This is a genomic window from Rhodococcus sp. 21391, from assembly GCF_016772255.1.
In the GTDB taxonomy this organism is placed as follows: Bacteria; Actinomycetota; Actinomycetes; order Mycobacteriales; family Mycobacteriaceae; genus Rhodococcus_F; species Rhodococcus_F opacus.
This window is the reverse complement of sequence record NZ_CP063781.1, coordinates 6,119,628-6,139,489: the sequence shown is the minus strand read 5'-3', so window position 1 is coordinate 6,139,489 and position 19,862 is coordinate 6,119,628. Positions and strand designations below refer to the sequence as shown.

Annotated in this window: 15 protein-coding genes and 1 pseudogene; 6 read left to right on the top strand and 10 right to left on the bottom strand. The window is 67.3% G+C overall.

What is annotated here, in order from left to right; all coding sequences use genetic code 11:
• The first annotated feature begins 125 nt into the window (after positions 1-125).
• Positions 126-1,130 (top strand): AraC family transcriptional regulator, encoded by a 1,005-nt coding sequence (locus GO592_RS28320; RefSeq protein WP_007298477.1) that lies wholly within the window; start codon positions 126-128, stop codon positions 1,128-1,130.
• 52 nt (positions 1,131-1,182) lie between these two features.
• Here GO592_RS28320 and GO592_RS28315 read toward each other — a convergent pair whose 3' ends face one another.
• The 4 genes from GO592_RS28315 to GO592_RS28300 are packed head-to-tail and all read right to left on the bottom strand — an operon-like array spanning position 1,183 to position 6,071.
• A complete protein-coding gene (locus GO592_RS28315; RefSeq protein WP_007298478.1) occupies positions 1,183-2,070 on the bottom strand; it encodes a carbohydrate ABC transporter permease in 888 nt (295 codons plus the stop codon).
• Positions 2,071-2,073: 3 nt separating this feature from the next.
• On the bottom strand, positions 2,074-3,111 hold the full coding sequence (locus GO592_RS28310; protein ID WP_007298479.1) for a carbohydrate ABC transporter permease: 1,038 nt from the start codon (positions 3,109-3,111) through the stop codon (positions 2,074-2,076).
• 12 nt (positions 3,112-3,123) lie between these two features.
• Positions 3,124-4,389: an ABC transporter substrate-binding protein gene (locus GO592_RS28305; protein ID WP_007298480.1), complete on the bottom strand. Its 1,266-nt coding sequence runs from the start codon at positions 4,387-4,389 to the stop codon at positions 3,124-3,126.
• Positions 4,386-6,071, bottom strand: coding sequence for a glycoside hydrolase family 13 protein (locus GO592_RS28300; RefSeq protein WP_007298481.1), 1,686 nt, complete (start codon positions 6,069-6,071; stop codon positions 4,386-4,388). Before GO592_RS28300 ends, GO592_RS28305 begins: the two co-directional genes overlap by 4 nt.
• Before the next feature lie 183 nt (positions 6,072-6,254).
• Here GO592_RS28300 and GO592_RS28295 point away from each other — a divergent pair, with 183 nt between their 5' ends.
• A complete protein-coding gene (locus GO592_RS28295) occupies positions 6,255-7,271 on the top strand; it encodes a LacI family DNA-binding transcriptional regulator (protein WP_039951819.1) in 1,017 nt (338 codons plus the stop codon).
• 2 nt (positions 7,272-7,273) lie between these two features.
• On the opposite strand, the gene GO592_RS28290 is transcribed toward GO592_RS28295, so the two are convergent.
• Positions 7,274-8,356 (bottom strand): ABC transporter ATP-binding protein, encoded by a 1,083-nt coding sequence (locus tag GO592_RS28290; RefSeq protein WP_005253435.1) that lies wholly within the window; start codon positions 8,354-8,356, stop codon positions 7,274-7,276.
• Positions 8,357-8,585: 229 nt separating this feature from the next.
• Between GO592_RS28290 and GO592_RS28285 the strand changes: the two genes are divergently transcribed.
• Entirely contained in the window at positions 8,586-9,590 is a 1,005-nt protein-coding gene (locus tag GO592_RS28285) for an ROK family glucokinase (RefSeq protein ID WP_007298483.1), read from the top strand.
• The gene (locus GO592_RS28280) at positions 9,575-9,910 is read left to right on the top strand and encodes a WhiB family transcriptional regulator (RefSeq protein ID WP_007298484.1); all 336 of its coding nucleotides are present in this window, start codon (positions 9,575-9,577) and stop codon (positions 9,908-9,910) included. The genes GO592_RS28285 and GO592_RS28280 overlap by 16 nt, the downstream gene beginning before the upstream one ends.
• A gap of 10 nt (positions 9,911-9,920) precedes the next feature.
• Here GO592_RS28280 and GO592_RS28275 read toward each other — a convergent pair whose 3' ends face one another.
• The 3 genes from GO592_RS28275 to GO592_RS28265 form a co-directional block, all read right to left on the bottom strand.
• Positions 9,921-11,726, bottom strand: coding sequence for a serine/threonine-protein kinase PknD (locus tag GO592_RS28275; RefSeq protein WP_007298485.1), 1,806 nt, complete (start codon positions 11,724-11,726; stop codon positions 9,921-9,923).
• Between the two features lie 52 nt (positions 11,727-11,778).
• A complete protein-coding gene (locus GO592_RS28270; protein WP_005253439.1) occupies positions 11,779-12,027 on the bottom strand; it encodes a hypothetical protein in 249 nt (82 codons plus the stop codon).
• Between the two features lie 90 nt (positions 12,028-12,117).
• Positions 12,118-14,670: a LuxR C-terminal-related transcriptional regulator gene (locus GO592_RS28265; RefSeq protein ID WP_007298486.1), complete on the bottom strand. Its 2,553-nt coding sequence runs from the start codon at positions 14,668-14,670 to the stop codon at positions 12,118-12,120.
• 399 nt (positions 14,671-15,069) lie between these two features.
• On the opposite strand from GO592_RS28265, the pseudogene GO592_RS28260 reads away from it, so the two are divergent.
• Positions 15,070-16,190 (top strand): annotated as a pseudogene (locus tag GO592_RS28260) (acyl-CoA dehydrogenase family protein).
• Positions 16,190-16,798 carry an acyl-CoA dehydrogenase family protein gene (locus GO592_RS28255; protein WP_007298489.1) on the top strand — a complete coding sequence of 203 codons (609 nt, stop codon included), beginning with the start codon at positions 16,190-16,192 and terminating at the stop codon, positions 16,796-16,798. Before GO592_RS28260 ends, GO592_RS28255 begins: the two are co-directional and overlap by 1 nt.
• A gap of 81 nt (positions 16,799-16,879) precedes the next feature.
• Here the strand turns inward: GO592_RS28255 and GO592_RS28250 are convergent, their stop codons facing one another.
• Together GO592_RS28250 and GO592_RS28245 are read right to left on the bottom strand one after the other, a co-directional pair.
• Entirely contained in the window at positions 16,880-18,688 is a 1,809-nt protein-coding gene (locus GO592_RS28250) for an alkyl/aryl-sulfatase (protein ID WP_007298490.1), read from the bottom strand.
• Positions 18,685-19,809 carry an AI-2E family transporter gene (locus GO592_RS28245; RefSeq protein ID WP_007298491.1) on the bottom strand — a complete coding sequence of 375 codons (1,125 nt, stop codon included), beginning with the start codon at positions 19,807-19,809 and terminating at the stop codon, positions 18,685-18,687. The genes GO592_RS28250 and GO592_RS28245 overlap by 4 nt, the downstream gene beginning before the upstream one ends.
• Between the last annotated feature and the right edge of the window lie 53 nt (positions 19,810-19,862).

Genomic DNA, 19,862 nt, shown 5'->3' with positions numbered 1-19,862 from the left:
GCCTGCTGGGTTTGCAGGATGGGGTACAAACAGAATGACTGTGGGCCACGTCACAGGTCTTGACACTTCCGGACATGCTTTTAGCATTTCCCGACACCGCTTCCGGCGAGAGGGGAGTTGATCCCGTGGGAAGTCTGATCCGGGCCACGAACCTCTGGGGATGCGGCGACCTGATCCGGGAGCTGGACGCCGACCCGGAGTCGTTCCTCGCGCGCTTCCACATCCCCCCGGGAGTCGAGCGCGAGGAGGACGCGTTCGTGTCGTTCGAGGCGGTCGTGCACGTGCTGGAGGCCGGCGCCGCCGACCTCGGCTGCCCGGACTTCGGGCTCCGGCTCTCACATTGGCAGGGCTTGGACATCCTCGGGCCCGTCGCCGTGATCGCGCGGAACGCGCAGACCGTGCACGGCGCGTTCGAGGCGATCGCCCGCTACTTCTACGTGCATTCGCCCGCCCTGAAGCTGACCATCCGGCCGCGCACCGCAGGTGACGTCCGGTTCGTCTACGAGATGACGGAACCGTCCATGCCCTATCTGCCTCAGGGGTACGAGCTGGCCATGGCCAACGGCGTCCGCATTCTGCGGCTGCTGGGCGGACCGGACGCGCGTCCCTCGACGATCTCGTTCGTGCACGACCAACTCGGGTCGGACGCCGCCTACCGGGATGCGCTGGACTGCCCCGTCCTGTTCGGACAGTCGTGGTGCGGGTTCGAACTGCCCCGCGCCCTGGCGGACCGGCGGATCGACAGCGCAGATCCGGAGACCCGGCGCATTGCCACGAAATACCTGGAATCCCACTACCTGCCGAGCACCGCGGCGCTGTCCGAACGGGTGGCGGAGCTGGCCCGGCGCCTGCTGCCCACCGGTCATTGCAGCGCCGAGGCCATCGCCGACCAACTGTCGATGCATCCGCGCACGCTGCAACGACGTCTGGCCGAGGAGGGTGTGCGATGCCAGGACCTCATTGAACGGGAGCGTCGCGACCAGGCGGCGAGATACCTCGCCGAACCGGGATTCCATCTCGGCCAGATCGCCGGACTGCTCGGCTACACCGAACAGAGCACCCTCAACCGTTCCTGCAGGCGGTGGTTCGGGAAGACGCCGAGGCAGTACCGGGCCGACCTGCACCCGTGAGTACTTGTTAACGTCGGGCGGTTAACAAGTACTCACGGGCGGCGGAGCCGCATTACTTGACGCCACCGGCGGTCAGGCCGGACACGATGCGGCGCTGCAACAGCAGCACGATGATGACGAGCGGGATGGTCACGACCGTCCCCGCTGCCATCACGGACGTGAACGGCTCCTCGTGCGGCTTGCTTCCCGCGAACTGCGCGATGGCGACGGTGGCCGGCTGGGTCACGTCGTTGGACAGCTGACTGGAGATCAGGTACTCGTTCCACGACGCGATGAACGCGAGGATCGCGGTGGTGAACAGTCCCGGTGCGGCCAAAGGCAGCAACACCATTCGGAATGCCTGCCGCCTGCTGGCCCCGTCGATCCGGGCTGCCTCCTCGAGTTCCCACGGCAACTCCTTGAAGAACGCCGTGAGGGTGTAGATGGTGAGGGGCAGCACGAACGAGATGTTCGGGATGATCAAAGCCTGGTACGTGCCGAACCAGCCCATCGACGTGAACAGCTGGAACAGGGGCGTCAGGACGGCGACACCCGGGAACATCGACGCCGCCAAGATGATTCCGAGGACGACGTGCTTTCCCCGGAACTGCAGTCGCGCCAGTGCGTACGCGGTGCCGATGCCGACGATCAGGCCGATCGCGGTGGTCACGGCGCCGATGATCGTGCTGTTGACGAGCGCCCTGGCGAAGTGGTTGCCGGCCTCCGTCGAGAACACGCTCGCGAAATTCTCCAGCGTGACGTGGGTGGGCCACGGCGTGGTGTCGAACGTGTAGTCGGAGTGGCGGAAGGCGGTGACCACCATCCAATAGACGGGGGCCAGACCCCAGATGACGATCACCGCCAGGCCGAGGTAGGTGCGGATGGATGCGAGCGACGGTCCCCGGCGCCGGCGTACCACCGCGGGCCGGGACATCCCCGGTGTGACGACTGCTGTGGACATGGATCAGGCCTTTCGCTGCTGCTCTTGGGTGTCGATCACGTTGACGCCCATCACCTTCACCAGTACGTAGGCGACGGCGAAGATGAACAGGAACGTGATCGTGGAGAGGGCGGACGCGCTGTTGAAACCCTGGCGCATCTGGTCGATCACCAGGATCGACAGGGTGGTGGTGGCCGTGCCGTCGCCGCCACCGCCGCCGGTGAGGATCGCCGGGAGGTCGTAGATCCGTAGGACGTCGAGCACCCGGAAGAGGACCGCCACCAGAATGGCCGGCTTGATGAGCGGCAACGTGATCGACCGGAACCGCTGCCAGACATTCGCGCCGTCCATTCGCGCCGCCTCGTACACCTCGGCGGGCACCATCTGCAGTCCGGCGAGGATCAGCAACGCCACGAACGGTGTCGTCTTCCAGGCGTCGGCGATCACGACGGCGAACCGGGCAGGCCACGTGTCACCGGTCCACAGGATCTCCGTGCCGAGCAACTTGTTGGCGATGCCGTCGTACGCGAAGACGAAGTACCACAGCTTCGCGGTGACGGCGGTCGGGATGGCCCACGCCACGAGGATGCTGGTACGTAGCAGTGCCCGACCGCGGAACGCCCGGTTCATGATGGTGGCGAACCACAGTCCCAGCGCGACCTCGATGGCGACCGTGACGACGGTGAAGAACACGGTGACCCACACCGACTGCCAGAACAGCGATCCCAGCGTGCCGCCGGGGCAGGACACGGATGCTCCGGTCGTGTCGGTGCACTGCTGGAACAGCCAGTGCGTGTAGTTCGACAGTCCCGCGAAACCCTGGTCGACGAACTTGCCGGTGGCGGGATCGATCGTCGGGTCCTTGAACAGCGACATCACCATGGCGCTGACCACCGGGTACAGAACGACGATGCCTAGCAGGATCATGGTCGGCAGGATCAGGAACATCGCCGCCCTGCTGCGCCCCTTCGGCGGTCGCGCGGGCACCGGTTCGCCGGATCTCGCGCCGCCCCGGTGTGGGGGAGCGGCTGTCTTCTCGAGTGAGAGTTCGTGAACGGTCATCGGCTGTCTCCTCTAGGACCCGGCCGCGGCGATCGCGGACTGGATGTCGGCGGCGGCCTGGTCCACCGTCTTCTCGCCTTTGATCGCGGCGTAGGCGTTGTTCTGCACGGCCCGGGTGACCGCGGGATAGAACGGGGTGACCGGCCGGGTCACGGCGTTCTCGATCGACGTCTTCAACGTGGGAAGGTACGGGTATTGCTCGACCAGTTCCGGGTCGTCGTAGACGTCGGCGCGGACGGGGGCGAGCGATCCCTGCGAGAGGAAGAACGCCTGCGACTTCTTCTCCAGGAAGAACTTCAGGAAGTCCGAGGCGGTGGCCTTGTGCTCGGAGTACACGTTGATCGCGGCGCTGTGCCCGCCGAGAGTCGAGTGACCGGGTCCGCTCTTCCCCGGCAGCGGCACCACCCCGAACTTGCCCGACACCGCGGAACTGCCCTGTCCGTCCATCAGGCTGTACGCGTACGGCCAGTTGCGCATGAACAGCAGATCGCCGCTCTGGAATGCCTGCCGTGCCTGTTCCTCTTGGAACGTGACGGACTCGCGGGGGATCGCACCCGAACGGTAGGCGTCGACGAGCGATTGCAGCCCCGCCTTGGCTTCCGGGGTATTCATCGTCGGGGTCACGCCGTCCGGGCCGAGGATCGACCCGCCTGCCGTGTTGATGGCCTCGGACGCGTTGACGGTCAGCCCCTCATACTTGGCGTACTGTCCGGCGTAGCAGCCGATTCCGGCGAGCCGCGCCGTCCCGCACGCGCCGATGAGCTCGTCCCAGGTGGCGGGTGGATGATCCATCAGGTCGGTGCGGTAGTAGAGCAGGGCACCGTCACTGGTCTGCGGAGCCGCGTACAGGACGTCCCCGTACGTGGCCCCCTCGACCGTCGCGGGTAGCAGGCCGGACGTGTCGATCGCCATCGGACCCTCGAGTGGTTGCAGCCACCCGCGGGCCGCGAATTCGGCGGTCCACACGACGTCGACGACGGTGACGTCGTATCCGGAGTCGCGGGACTGGAAGTGCTGCACCAGGTCCTCGTGCTGCTGGTCCGCCTGGTCGGACTGCTCCTTGAACGTCACCTCCTCCCCGGGATGGGTGGCGTTCCACTCGTCGATCAGCGGCCGGACGACGTTGGAGTTGTCCTTGCCCTGCACGTAGGTGATGGGCCCGCGGCCGTCGAGGTTCTCCTTCTCCGCCTGCGCGGCGGCGTCGATGCCCTGATCGGCGCAGGACGTCGCCGCGAACAGGACGCCGACGGCCACCGCGCAGGTGGCGACGCGCTTCATCGTGATTCACCCGCGCCCGGTTCCGACAGCCACACGGCAGCGTCGGACGGGAGAACTCCGCCGGTGATGCCGGCGACCGAACCGAGCACCACGGCCAGTCCTTCGGGGAGTGCGACCGGTTCGGTACCGGTGTTCACCCAGCACTGCACCGCGCCGCGGGCGAACGCGAGCACGTCGCGGGGTGTGTCGAGCCACTCGACGGGATGCGGGGTGTCGAAGAAGTCGCGGCGCAGTTCCAGCGCCTCGCGGTACAGCGTGAGGAACGACTCGGGGTGGCCGGCCTGCGCTTCCGCGGTGTGCGGGGCCCAGTGTTCCGGCTGCGGAAGCCATGTGTCCTCCTCCGCGTCGAACGGGGAGAAGCCGTACGGCACCGCGTCGTTCGACCACGGGATCGGAACCCGGCAGCCGTCCCGGCCGCAGTCGGTGAAGCCGGTCTGGAACCACGTCGGATCCTGACGGGCCTCGTCGGGAAGGTCCTCGACCTCTTCCAGTCCGAGTTCCTCACCCTGGTAGATGTATGCGGTGCCCGGCAACGCCAGCTGCAGCAGCGCGGCGGCGCGGGCACGACGCCTGCCGAGTTCGTGGTTCGGCTCCTCGAGCGCCCAGCGGGCCCGCTCCCAGTCGGTTTCGACCAGGTGGTCGGGCTGTGAGCGGGAGTAACGGGTGACGGTGCGGGGAACGTCGTGGTTGGAGAGCACCCACGTGGCGGGTGCGCCGACGGTGGCCGCTTGTTCGAGCGCGTCGTCGATCACGGCGCGGATGCTCGCGGAACGCCACGGGGCGCGCAGGAAGTCGAACTGGAACGCGGTGTGCAGCTCGTCGGGGCGCAGGTAGCGGGCCAGGCGGTCGTTGCCGGGCACCCAGGCCTCGGCGACGAAGACGCGGTCGGCGTAGGCGTTGGCAACGGCGCGCCAGCCCCGGTACACCTCGTGGACGGCATCCTGATCCCACGCGGGGTGGGGGTCGGTGTGCTGCGAACCGGGAAGGCGCTCACCGGCATCGGGGAGTGCGGGGTCCTTGGCCAGGCCGTGGGCGACGTCGATCCGGAACCCGTCGACGCCCTTGTCGAACCAGAAGCGCAGGATGTCCTCGAACTCCGCACGGACCTCGGGGTGCTCCCAGTTGAGGTCGGGCTGGGCGGGGGCGAACAGGTGCAGGTACCACTCGCCGGTGTCCAGGCGGCTCCATGCGGGACCGCCGAACGCGCTCTGCCAGTCGTTGGGCGGCTCGTCGCCAGCCGGGCCGCGGCCGGGGCGGAAGATGTAGCGGTCGCGGGCTCCGGGCTCGTCGCGGAGGGCGGCCTCGAACCAGCGGTGCTCGCTGGAGGTGTGGTTGGGCACGATGTCGAGAATCACGCGGATTCCCAGTTCGTGGGCCTCGGCGATGAACGCCTCACCCTCCGCGAGCGTGCCGTACGACGGCTCGATGTCGCGGAAGTCGGCCACGTCGTAGCCGGCGTCCGCCATCGGCGACGGGTACCAGGGATTGATCCATACGGCGTCGATGCCGAGGTCGGCGAGGTAGGGCAGCTTGGAACGCAGGCCGGTGAGGTCGCCGACGCCGTCGCCGTTCCCGTCGGCGAAGCTGCGTATGTAGACCTGGTAGACGACGGCTGTCTTCCACCAGGCTTCGGGGTGCCGGCTCGCGACGGTGGTTGCGGTCGACTCCGCGGACTGGGTCATCGAATCTCCTCGGTGCGGGGATGGGATGGGGGAATGTGATGCGTAAACGTTTGCGTAAAGAGCGTGAGGCACGTCACAGGTGGCTGTCAACTCGAGCCGGGTGATTTCTTTTGCGCACTACAGCGGCATGGATTCTGTGAGGAATCTACGCAAATATTTGCGTTGCTCGCTTACTGTGGGAACGTGATCCCCAAGCAGTCCGTCAACATGGCCGACGTCGCGCGCCGCACCGGAGTCTCGATCGCCACCGTCTCGCGTGCGTTGCGCGGCGAGCGGGGTGTCTCCGAAGCGACGCGACTGCGAATCCAGAGGGTCGCGGACGAGTTGGCGTACGTCATCTCACCCGAGGCGTCGAAGCTGTCGGGGGGCGCGACCGGGCGGGTGGCCGTCGTGGTGCCGTGGATCGACGCCTGGTTCTATTCGCGGATTCTCGCCGGCATCGAACATGAACTCCGCGCCGCGGATCTGGACGTGCTGCTGTACTGCCTCGAGGAGTCGTCCCAGCGCGAATCGTTCTTCGAACGGCTTCCCTTGCGCCGCAAGGTTGATGCCGTCATCGCCGTGGCGTTTCCGCTGACCGGGCCGGAGCGGGCGCGGCTCGAGGAGATGGATGTGACCGTGGTCGTCATCGGCGCGCACGCCGGCGAGTTCCCGTCCGTCCGGATCGACGACGAACTGGCCGCGCGCCAGGCCGTCGGGCACCTGATCAGAATCGGCCACACCCGGATCGGCATGATCCGCACCGTGGACCCGGAAGGCCAGTACTGGGAGGGCGACATCGCCCGGGTGGCGGGTTTCCACGCCGCCCTCGCCGACGCCGGACTCGACGACGACTGCACCGTCACCGTTCCCTGGGGAATCGAGGGCGGCGAGCGCGGCATGGAACTACTGCTCAGCCGCGCCGAGGTGCCCACCGCGGTGTTCTGTCATTCCGACGAGGTCGCCGTCGGAGCGTTGCGCACGCTGCGACGTGCGGGTATCCCCGTTCCGGCCGGGATGTCGGTGATCGGGATCGACGATCACCCGACGGCCGAGCTGGCCGACCTGACCACGGTGCGGCAGCCGGTCGGAGAGCAAGGGGCGGCGGCCGGCCGGGCGGTCGTGGAACTGCTCAGCGGCAGGGAACCGGCGGAACGGGCGGTCGTGCTCCCGACCCACCTGGTGGTCAGGGGCTCGACCGCCCGTCCTCCGGAACTCTGACGTCAGCGCACCAGGCGCTCGCCCGCCGTGTCGGTGGCGAAGAGGTGCGCATGGGCCTCGTCGACGCGGACGTGCACGACCTGGCCCTTCTCGGGTGGGTTGCGCCAGTCGACCCGCGCGACCAGGTTCTCGGTCCGCCCGCCCACGGTGGTGCGGCCGAACACGAACGCCTCGGAGCCGAGTTCCTCGACGACGTCGATCTCGAGTTTCAGTCCGCCGGAGTCGGCGATCTCGACGTGCTCGGGCCGGATCCCGAAGATCACCTCGCGCCCGCCCGTCGCGGTCAGGACGTCGCGGGGGACGGGGACCAGCTGGTCGCCGATCCGCACCCCGCCGTCGGTGACGGGGACGGTGAACAGGTTCATCGACGGTGAACCCATGAAACCGGCGACGAAGACGTTCGCGGGCCGGCGGTAGAGCTCGCGCGGGGACGCGCACTGCTGCAGCACCCCGCCCTTGAGGACGGCGACCCGGTCGCCCATCGTCATGGCCTCGACCTGGTCGTGGGTGACGTAGACGGTGGTGGTGCCGAGGCGGCGCTGGAGCTGGGCGATCTGGGTGCGGGTCTGCACCCGCAGTTTCGCGTCGAGGTTCGACAGCGGTTCGTCCATCAGGAACACCTGGGGTTGCCGGACGATGGCGCGGCCCATCGCGACTCGCTGTCGCTGGCCGCCGGAGAGGGCCTTGGGTTTGCGGTCCAGGTAGTCGCCGAGGTCGAGCATGTCGGCGGCCTCCCCGACGCGCGTGCGGATCTCGGTCTTGTCGGTGCCGGCGAGTTTGAGGGCGAAGCCCATGTTCTCCGCGACGGTCATGTGTGGGTAGAGCGCGTAGTTCTGGAAGACCATCGCGATGTCGCGGTCCTTGGGTTCGGCGTGCGTGACGTCGCGGCCGCCGATCAGGATCTGGCCGCCGTCGACGTCCTCGAGTCCGGCGAGCATCCGCAGCGAGGTGGATTTGCCGCAGCCGGACGGGCCGACGAGGACGAGGAATTCGCCGTCCTCGATATGCAGGTCGAGTTGATCGACCGCCGGGACGTCCGAGCCGGGAAAGAGCCTGGTCGCGCCGTCATAAGTGATTGTTGCCATGAGAAATGAATCCCTCCACCGGCAGGAACGTGCCGGACGATCCGAGTGTTAGGGGTATGTCGGCAGACGCCGACGAGGAAGAACTATGGCCTAGATCACAGTGCTTGTCCACTTGGAGATGGCCGGGCTTTGTTCTCGAAAAGACGGAAGTGTGTATTGATGAAAATCCAAAGGTCCTCTACTGTCAGCGTGACACCCCTCACTCGCAGATTTGAAGAGGACACGAGACATGGCTCTGACAATTGGCATCGACGTGGGTGGCACGAAGATCGCAGCCGGCGTGGTCGACACCGACGGAGTCATCCACCGGATGGTGCGTCGTGACACCCCGTCCCACGATGCGCGGGGGGTCGAGAACGCGATCGCCGAACTCGTTCGCGAACTGGCGGCCACGCACCCCGTGCAAGCGGTCGGTATCGGCGCGGCCGGCTTCGTGGCCGCCGATCTCAGCACCGTGCTCTTCGCCCCGAACCTGGCCTGGCGCAACGAGCCCCTGGGCGAGGTCGTCCAGGCCTCCTGCGGACTGCCGACGGTGGTCGAGAACGACGCCAACGCCGCGGCATGGGGCGAGGCGCGCTTCGGGGCCGGGCGGACGGGGCAGACCGTCGTCGTGCTCACGGTCGGAACCGGCATCGGCGGCGGCATCGTCGTCGACGGCGTTCTCCATCGCGGCAAGTTCGGTGTGGCAGCGGAATTCGGGCATCTCAACGTCGAACCGCACGGTCGCCGCTGCGGTTGCGGTAACCACGGCTGCTGGGAGCGTTACGCCAGTGGGCGGGCACTGGTCCGCGAAGCGCAGGATCTCGCGAACGTCTCGCCCGGTTTCGCCGCCGATCTCCTCGCCCGCGCCGGCGGAAGGGCGGACGCCATCACCGGCCTGCACATCACCGCGGCCGCGCAGGAGGGTGACCCCGCCGCACTCGAGTGTTTCCGGGTGATCGGTTCCTGGCTGGGGCACGGCATGGCGGACATCGCCGCGTTCTTCGACCCCGACCTGTTCATCATCGGCGGGGGAGTGTGCGAGGCGGGCGAACTCCTGCGCGGTCCCGCCGCCGCCGCGTTCGAGAACCGTCTCACCGGACGCGCACACCGACCGGTCGCCGAGGTGCGACTGGCTGAACTCGGCGCGAACGTCGGCATCGTCGGCGCCGCCGATCTGGCCCGGGAACGAGTTCTCGGGCTCGCACACAACGGCTCACGAGTATCTGGAGGAGTGAAATGTCCAATCGGTTGAGTCTTCCCATTCCGGTCGCCGAGGTGTGGGACTGGCAGAGGGACGCCGCATGCCGCGGCTACGAGTCGTCCACATTCTTCCACCCCGACCGCGAACGTGGCCGGGCACGCGCGATGCGGGACTTCCGCGCCAAGATGATCTGCCGCGGATGCCCCGTGCTGGTGCAGTGCCGCGAGCACGCGCTCAGTGTCGGTGAACCGTACGGTATCTGGGGTGGACTCTCCGCGAACGAGCGCGAAGAACTCCTCGCCAATCACCAGGGCCGGGTGGACGAGGCCGTGGCGGAATCCTTCGGCTTCGATCTGGCGCGCCAGGCCTGAGCGCGAGCGGTCAGCTGCCCGCCGGCAGCATGACCACTCTGCTGTTGTCGGTGTCCGCGACGTACACGTCGCCTCGGCTCGACACGGCGATCCCCTCCGGCTGATCCAGCCCGGAGAACGGGAGAACCTCCTGCTCGTCCGAACCGGCGGCCAGCCGCAGAATGCGATTGTGGTTCTGATCGATGGCGTACACGGTTCCCTCGTCGTCGACCGCGACACCCCCGACGCTCTGGAGGTCGGTGAAGGGCAGAAAGCTCTGGGCATGGGTGGCGGCGTTCCACGTGAGAACCTTGTTGGGCGTGCCGACGTAGAGATCCCCGTGTTCATTGACGGCGACGGCGAACGGGCCGATCACCGTCAGCGGCACCGCGACGGGAGCCGCGGTGACGTCGCGCAGGGCCATCACCCGATTATTCAGCGTATCGGCGACATACAGCGTGGCGTCCGGTCCGAGTGCGATTCCGAACGGCTGGTTCAGGCCGCCGAACGGCATCGGTACCTGGGTGCTGCCGTGCAGCATCGTCACGGTATTGGTCACGAGGTCGGAGACGTACACATCGCCGGACGTACTGACCGCCACTCCCTGCGGAACCTCGAGTCCGGTGAAGGGAAGAACTGTCTGCTCATACGTCCCGGCGCTCACTTTCAGGACCTGTTTGGCCGCACTGTCCGCGATGTACAGGTCCCCGGTGCCCGAGACCGCGAGCCCGGCCGGACCCTGCAGATCGGTCAGCGGGAGCACGACCTGCGCGCTCGTCGACTCCTCGCCCGGCCAGGCGACGTAGGCGACAGCGGCGACGACGAGGACGCCCAGAAGCGCGGCGAGCAGCCAGCGCTTCCGTCGGCGCGAGCCCCCGACCGTTGTCGGTTTCGTGGGCGCCGCACCCCGTTCGGTGTCGGGGCGGGTCACGTCCGGACCGCTCGCGCGGGTGGTCGCGGCGGGGTCGACCAGGGCAGCAGGCCGGGTCACGTGGCCGGGCCCGGCCCACTCGATCGCCCGGATGGCATCGCTGAACTCACGACAGGTCGAGTAGCGCGCTTCGCGGTTCTTGGCCATGGCGCGCGCAACGACCGCATCGACACCGGCGGGCAGCCCGGGGCGAACCACGCTCGGCTGGGGAATCGGACCGCTCAGATGGCCGTGCATCACCGAGGACGCGGTGTTGCCGGGGTACGGCGGTTCGTTGGTGAGCAGGTGGAAGAAGGTGCAGCCCAACGCGTAGATGTCGACGCGGTGGTCGAGTTTCTCGCCCTCGATCTGCTCGGGCGCGGCGTAGTGCAGGGTCGCCACCAACATCCCGGTGCGGGTCAGCTGATGTGTTTCGTCGAGGGCTTTGGCGGTGCCGAAGTCGGTGAGCAGTACACGTTCGGGATCACCCGGCGCGAGCAGAATGTTCGCCGGCTTCACGTCGCGGTGCAGAATCCCGGCCTCGTGGGCGTGGTCGAGTGCTCTCCCCGTCTCGCTGACGATGTGCACGGCGCGCTCGACGTCCAGGGCGCCGGAACCGAGCGCTTTCCTGGCGTCGGTGCCGGGAACGTACTGCATCGCGATCCACAACCTGCCGCCTTCACGGCCACGGTCGTGGACGGTGACGATGTTGGGATGGTCGAGATGCGCGGCGTGGTCTGCTTCCGACTCGAAACGTGACCGGACGTAGTCGTCGTTCGTCCACGACGCGTCGAGCAGCTTGAGCGCGATCTTGCGCGGCAGGTTGGGATGCTGGGCGAGGTAGACGGTGCCCATGCCGCCTCGTCCCAGAACCCGTTCGATCACGTAGCCGGCAAACACCGTGCCCGGTTCGAACTCGCCGCTCACATCGGCTTCACCGCCTCCCGGGACCCTCCAACCATTGAACCCCGACGCCGGGTCAGTCCGGTAGCCGCCGCATCTCGATGACGGTCAGTCCCAGCGCGTCGAAGCGCGCCAGCATGCCACGGAGATCTGTCGGGCTGTCGACCGGACCGTAGAGTGTGGTGTCGCCGGTCGTGACGTCTGAGACGTCCAACTCGGGGAACGCGGCCAGCACCCGATCGGACAGGGCGCCGCTGATCAGGAAGGCGTACCTGACCTTGCCGGGCCAGTTCGATTCAGGACGCACCACGGCGGGCTCCTTCATTCGCATCGTCGTTCCAGAACTCGGTCAGCCGTAGATTTCAGGGTGACCGACAGAACGGCAACGCGCCTCACCCGCAAGTGGTGAACCGGCTCAGAGAAGGCCGTTGTGTTGCGCCGCGGCGATGGCGTCGCGGCGGGAGGTGACGCCGAGTTTGCGGTAGATCCCGCGCAGATGGGTCTTCACGGTGTTCACCGACACGCACAGATCTGCCGCGATCTGCTCGGCGGTCCGCCACGACGGAAGCTCCACGAGGAGTTCCAGTTCGCGGGGAGTCAACATGTCGGACGCAGCGCTCTCCGACCGCGGGAACGACGCCCGGAGCCTCTCCGCGAAGGGTTCGAGGACACCGAACCGGCCGGTGCTCCGCACCAGAAGTTCTCGGATCTGCGGTCCGCAGTCGTGGAACGGACGCAACGCCGACTGCGGCTCCGCGAGACGCAACGCCTCGGTCAGTGCGTTGTGGGCACGTGAATCATGTTTGCGGGCAAGCGCGATCGATGCGTCCACGAGCCACACCGCAATCAGATTGGTACCCGCCGCACACTCCAGTTCACCGTCCAGGACGGGTTGGAGCGTCTTGCGGGCCAAGTCGAGGCGGTGGAGATGCAGATGGATGATGGCCTCGACGAGGGCTGTGTCGCCGGTGGGCCCGAGGAGAGCGTGCGTCTCGGTCGCCAGTTCGTGCGCCCACCCGGTCTCGCCGGCAGACAGATACGCGTACTGGATGGCAGGCAACAACACCGCCCGGACCCCCGGCGGCACCGTCAACGAGGACGACACGGGGCTCTCCGCGTGCAGTGTCGTCACCGAATTGTGCCGGTATCCGGACTCGTCGAGACCGAACAGGGTGGCGGCACCGTCGGCGAAGCCCGCGGTCCCGGTGTTCGCCCGACGCAGCGCCTCGGCGGATTCGGCGGCGAGACGGGCGGCATCGGGGTCCATCCGGAGGTAGCGGCACCAGGAGTCGATGAGCTTGGTCAAGTGGAATGTCGGATCGCTCGTTGCCGAATGCGTTCGACCGATCGTGAGTGCCTCCTCCGCCCGCGCGGATGCTCGCACGACGTCCCCCCGCGACATCGCGACGGCGCCGAGAGACCCCAGGCAGTACATGACGCCCAGCGTCGCATCGCCGAGGCGAGCGTGAGCCAACGACTTCTCGAGCACGACCTCCGACTCGTCGTTCCGCCCGAGGAACAGCAGCGCACGCCCTTCCTGGAGCAGGACGAACGCGTCGAGATCGGGATCGCCGCTCGATCCGACACCCACGCTGCGCAGCCGGTTCAGGGCGGTCTCGATGTCGCCGGTGCCGATCGCAGTCTGCACCCGGAGCGATTCGCGGAGCAGCAGGTGTAACCGGGACTCGGCGGCACCGTCCACCAGCAACCCCGACCGTCTGCGGTCGAGAAGTTCGAGGGTGGACGTGGCCACCGCGATGTTGCCCGACGCGAGCGCCGCGGCGGCGCGGATGAGCCGCGCAGACGGGTGGTCCTGCGAAGATCGGGGTGCCCGCGCGAGAAGCCGGCAGACGGCCTCACCATGACCTCCGACGATCAGGGCCAGCGAAGTCCGGGCGAGCAGCGCCACGATCTCGTCGTGATCACCGGAGTTCACCGCGTGTTCGAGCGCGAGCAGCGCGTCCCCGAATTCGTCGTGCCAGTGGGCGGCCGTCAATTCGAGGTGCTCGACTTCGACGTGGCCGATCCGGCTGATCTCCGCCCGCAGATAACTCCGCAGCAGCGGGTGGTAGCGATAGTGCGTGGGGCTGTCCGTGATTCGGCTGATCAGAAAATTGTGGTGCTCGAGCCAGTCGATGTTGCCGTGAGCATCCGTGCGGCCCGTGAGTTTCTCCGCGAGTTCGACGGTGAACGAGGCCGGGACGGACGTGCGCAGGAGGAACTCGCGCATCTCGTCGGTCTGGCCGGCGAGGACCTCCTCGATGAGATAGTCGGCAACGGCCCGGCGGTCGCCCGTGAACTCGGCGATCAGTCGGCTCGGATCCGGGTGTCCTTCCAAAGACATTCCCGCCAAGCGGATTCCGGCCGCCCAACCCTCCGTGCGATCCATCAGCGCGTCGAGATCGGCCGGACTCAGCACGACGTCGTGCTCGTCGAGCATCTCGGCCGCCTCGGCGGACGTGAACGCGAGCGCCTTCGCCGTGAGTGTGAACAGCTTGCCGTCCAGGCGAAGTCGCTGCAGAGCGAGCGGCGGCTCGAATCGCCCGATGATGACCGTCCGCAACATCGGAGGTTGCCAGCGCATGAACGACTCGAGGTCGGTGAGTACGTCGGTGTCGCGGAGGAGGTGGGCGTCGTCGATGACCATCCAGATGTTCTCGCCGAGTTCGTGCAACGCGGCCGACAAGTGCGCGCCGACGTCCGGCGCCTCGGAATCGAGCCCGGCGCAAGCCTTCTGCAGGCGAGGATTTCCGGTGTCGCTGAGTGAGCGGAGGATGGCACGGTGGACGACGTCGAGGTCGTTGTGCCGCTCCTCGATCGTGAGCCAGGCAATGGTCGGAGCGTCGGCGGCGGCGAGCACCTCCCGTGCCCAGTCGGCCACGGCCCGCGTCTTGCCCGACCCGGCCGGTGCACAGACGAGCGCAACCGGGCAGGGGTGGGCGTCGTCGGTGAGCGCTTCGGTGAGCATGGTGTGCAGGCGGGTCCGGGTAACCGTCCGACCCCCTGCACTCGAAGGTATTCGAGTACTCAGATGAAATTCCCCGAGAGGTGCTGCCGTCACGCCGACCCCCAATTCTCGCTGCACCGAGAAACGATCTTCGACAAACGCCAATCCCCGACGCCGTAGGCCGGTGCGACGATTTTAGCGAGAATGCGTTGTTTTGTGTGGGTGAACGTGTTTTACCGAACGGCAACGCCACGCTTTCGTGATGTCGTTCGGACTACTTCGTCATCGCGATCGTGCGCCCGATTCGGAGTCCGTCACTTCGCGGTGACCTGAGAAAATTGGCCAAAGCCGCGTTGCAGGCGTGAGCCTGCGGAAGCATCCGCCACGCGTCAACGAAGGTGGACAGCATGCACACAGGTGGTGCCGGCCGCGGACCCACCCGATCACCACCTCGACACGTTGCGGGCCGAGGTGCGAGCGTTCCTGCGCGAGCAGATCGACGCCGGCGTGTTCACACCCGGTGTGGACACGTGACTCACCCGGTGGAACCCGGACTTCACGAAGGCCCTCGCGGCCCGCGGCTGGCTGGGCATGACGATCCCGGCGGAGTACGGCGGGCAGGGCCGCACGTTCATGGAGCGGTTCGTCGTCACCGAAGAATTGCTGGCCGTCGGCGCGAGTGGGTCGCGGACCGGCAGGTCGCACCGTCGCTGCTCGCCTACGGCACCGAGGAACAGAAGCAGCGTTTCCTCCCCGGAATCGCCACCGGCGAGATCAGCTGGGCGATCGGAATGAGCGAACCGGAATCGGGCTCCGACCTCGCGAGTGTCCGCACGAAAGCGGACCGGGTGGACGGTGGCTGGCGGATCACTGGGACCAAATTGTGGACGTCCGGCGCCCACCGGGCCGACGCCTTCTTCGCGCTCGCGCGGTCGGCTCCGCTCGACCCGGCGCAGCGCCACGCCGGGCTCAGCCAATTCATCGTTCTGCTGGACTCCCCGGGTGTGCAGATCAGGCCGATCCTCTCGATGTCGGGCGACCACCATTTCAACGAGGTGATCCTCGACGAGGTGTTCGTGCCCGACGAGTTGGTGCTCGGCCGCATCGGCGAAGGCTGGAAGCAGGTCACGTCCGAGCTCAGGTTCGAGGGCAGTGGTCCGGAACGTTTCATGTCCACGTTCTCGATCCTCGCCGCAATGGCCGAGGAAATTCGGGAGGGACGGCAACCGGCCGATGCCCGCATCGGAGCGCTTGTCGCCCGGACCTTCGGCCTCCATTACATGTCCCGCGCGGTGTCGGAGGCACTGGGGCGTGGTGACGACGCCGAGCTCGGCGCCTCGGTGGTGAAGGTCCTCGGCACCAAAACCGAAGGTGACATCGCCGACCTCGTCGAGGAACTGGCCGGCGAACCGGAGGCAGGCGACGACCACTTCGCCGAACTGGTCCGTGCCGGCGTGATGCAGCGCCCCGGATTCACCCTGCGAGGCGGTACGAGTGAGATTCTGCGCGGCGTCATCGCGCGGGGATTGGGGATGCGCTGATGACCGGACCGGCAACCGACACCGAGATGCGGGAGTTCGCACGCATGCTCGGCCAGGTCTTCGCCACAGATCGGCGGGTCCCGGGCGAGGCTCGGGAATTCGATCGAGAGTTGTGGTCGACGCTCGCCGAACTCGGCCTCACGAGGCTCACCGGCCCCGAATCCGAGGGTGGCAGCGACGCCGGGTGGACGGAGTCGGCGTACCTGCTCGCGGCCGCCGGCGCCGTTGATCTCCCGATCGCCGAGAACGATCTGCTCGCGGGTTGGCTGCTCGGCAGGTCCGGTTGCCCGACCGCGACTTCCGGCCCCGCCGTGGTCCGCACCGCAGCCGTGCTGGATGCCGACGGCACCGCGCGGCACGTCCCGTGGGCGCGTTCGGCGGATGCGCTGGTGGCCGTGTGGGAGGCGGACGTCACGTGGCGGGTCGCCGAATTCGCCCGCTCCGATGTCGAGGTGACGGAGGCGGCCAACCTCGCGTCGATGCCCCGGGACCACGTCCGGGTCGACGTCTCCGCACAGCAGGGCACGCCGGTGCCCGCCGACGTCGTGACCGAGTTCCTCCGGCGCGGCGCCCTGGCTCGGGCGCTCGCGATGGCCGGGACCATGTGACGCGTCCTGGCCCTCGTCGTCGAGCACACCTCGGCGCGCACGCAGTTCGGTCGCGCGGTGGGCAAATTCCAGGCGGAGCGCCTACGGCGTGACGATCGGGAACGCGCTGTCGGGTGGGTCGACGAGTTCCGTGAGGACCAAGAGCTTCGACGGGTCACCCGTCACCTCTACGCCCTCGAGTCCCTTGCCGGCGAACAGTCCGACCAACTGCATTTTCGTCAGGGTCAGCGAGACGTCCGGTTGCGTCGCGGTCCTCGGCGACAGCGTCTGGATGAGTGCACCGTTGGACAGCGTCGTCCGGTAGTGCGCTTCGGGTTCGGTGAAGTGCCACTCCGCGACGAGGGTCTTGTCCCAGGCTCGCGGGCCGTTGATGCGGAGGGCGACGGAGTCGAAGATCTGCTCGATCGTCAGGGCGCTCAGCATGTCCGCGCCGAGTTCGGTAATGGGAGGCGGAACGATGCCGCCGCGCAATTCGAGTGCGCCGGTGAGGTAGAAGTTGCGCCACGTCGCGTTCTCCGAGCCGAACCCGAGTTGCTCGTAGGTGCGGGCGAGTAGTTCTTTCGCGTCGCTGTCCGACGAGTCGGCGAACACCGCATGCTTGAGGAGTTCGGCGGCGAACCGGAAGTCGCCGTCGTCGAAATACCGTTGCGCCTTGGCCCGGACCTCGTCCTGGCCGCCCATGCATTCGACGTACCGTGTCGCGACGTTCTCCGGCGTGTGCTGCCACAGCGACGTCGGGTTGCCGTCGAACCAGCCCATGTAGCGCTGGTAGATCGCTTTGACGTTGTGGCTGACGGAGCCGTAGTAACCACGTGTGTGCCAGGCTGATTCGAGGGCGGGAGGCATCGGGAAATTCTCCGCGATCTCGAGTCCCGTCAGCCCGGAGTTGAGCATCCGCAGGGTCTGATCGTGCAGATACTGGTACAGGTCGCGCTGCTCCGACAGGTATTTCACCACCCGGTCGCGACCCCACGTCGGCCAGTGGTGGGAGGCGAACGCGACGTCGTAGCCGCCGTCGAACATCTCGATCGCCTGATCGAGGTACCGCGACCAGGCGCGGGGGTCCCGGACCAGCGCGCCCCGCAGGGTGAGGAGATTGTGCAGATTGTGTGTGGCGTTCTCCGCCATGCACAGTGCCCGGTGGTCCGGGAACAGGAAGTTCATCTCGGCGGGCGCCTCCGTTCCCGGCGTCACCTGGAAGATGATCCGGATGCCGTCGACGGTCTCCTCCTGACCGGTGTGGGTGATGTCGACGGTCGGTGGGATCAGTCCGGGGACACCCGATGACACGTTGGTGCCGAGGCCGGCGCCGACGTGACCGCGCGGCCCCTTGGGGAGCAACGCGCCATACATGTAGGTGGCGCGGCGTCCCATAGCGGTTCCGGCGTAGACGTTTTCGGCCACCGCGTGTTCGAGGAACCCTTCGGGGGCGAGGATCGGGACGTCGCCGCGACCGTCCGGGAGAACGCCGACGACGCCGCCGAAGTGATCGATGTGGGAGTGCGTGTAGATCACTCCGGTGACGGGCCGATCGCCACGGTTCTTCCGGTACAGCGCGAGCGCGGCGGCCGCGGTTTCCTGCGAGATCAGCGGGTCGATCACCAGGATGCCCGTCTCGCCCTCGACGATCGTCATGTTGGACAGATCGATACCGCGAAGCTGGTAGATGCCCTCGGTGACCTCGTACAGGCCGTCCTTCGCGCACAGTTGCGACTGACGCCAGAGGCTCGGGTCGGCGGTGTCCGGGCAGTCGCCGTTCAGGAACGAATACTCCTGCATGTCCCACACCACGCGACCGTCCCCATCCGTGACGGTGCGGGGGTCGAGACGGTCGACGAAGCCGCGGTCGGCGTCCTCGAAATCGGTGGTGTCCGAGAAATCGGGTGTCATGATTCTTCCTTCTCGTGTCGCGGTCGGGCGGGGGCAGGGACCGGGGCAGGGGGAGCGGGAGCGCTGCTGAGGATCGTGTTGACCCACCGCGTGGACGGGTCGATGTCGATCAGCAGCGCCTTCGCCATCAGTGTCAGCGGGATGGCCAGAATCGCGCCGAGAGGCCCGAGGATCCACGTCCAGAGCACCAGTGACAGGAACGTGAACGTCACGGACAGGCCCACCGCGTCGCCGACGAACTTCGGCTGGATCACGGACTGGATGATGACGTTGATGACGCTGTACAGGACGATGACGACGAGCATCAGTTCCGGACCACCCTGCAGCAGCGCCAGCAGTGCCGGTGGAACGAGCCCGAGGACGAAACCGACGTTCGGGATGTAGTTGGTGATGAACGACAGCAGTCCCCACAGGATCGGCAACGGAATCCCCAGCGCCCACAGTGCCCCGGTGTCGATGACGGCGACGATCAGCCCGAAGACGGTGGACACGATCAGGTACTTGCGGGTGCCGACCGAGAACGCGGAGAGGGCGGTGGCGATGTCGGGGCGCATCCGCGTCACGATGCGCATCCGCGAACCGTAGGTGCTTCCGTCCACCGCCATGAACAGCAGGAGGGCGAGGATGAACAGCAGATTCGAGAAGATGCCCAGCATGGCCTGCAGGATCCCCTCCACGAGACCGAACACCTTGCTGTAATCCACCTGGGAGAGCAAGGTCTGGGCGTCGGCGGAGTTCACGCCGTTACTGTTCAGAAAGCTCTGGGCGCTGTCGATGAGGGCCGTGAAGTCGTCCGCGTACTCCGGTAGAAGCGTGGCGAGCTGGGCGACCGACAGGGCCAGCGACAGCACGAGGACGAGGATGATGCCGTTGACGACCAGGATCGCCGCGATCGTCGCGAGCCATCCCGGGACACGCTTCCGGTGAAGCCATTCGGGCAGCGGGTGAACCGCGACGGTCAGCATGAGAGCAAGGAAGATCGGCCCGACGATCGACGCAGCCACCCGGATTCCCGCCACGGTGACGACGAGCGCGGCCAGCCCGAGAATCACGATCAGCCCCCGCGGCATCGACCACTGAGAAGCCGGCGCCGTGCCGGATACGTCCTGCGGATCGGTCATCGCGTTTCCCTTCGCAACAATCGGCCGGCCAACCGGGATGCCCCGAATCGACT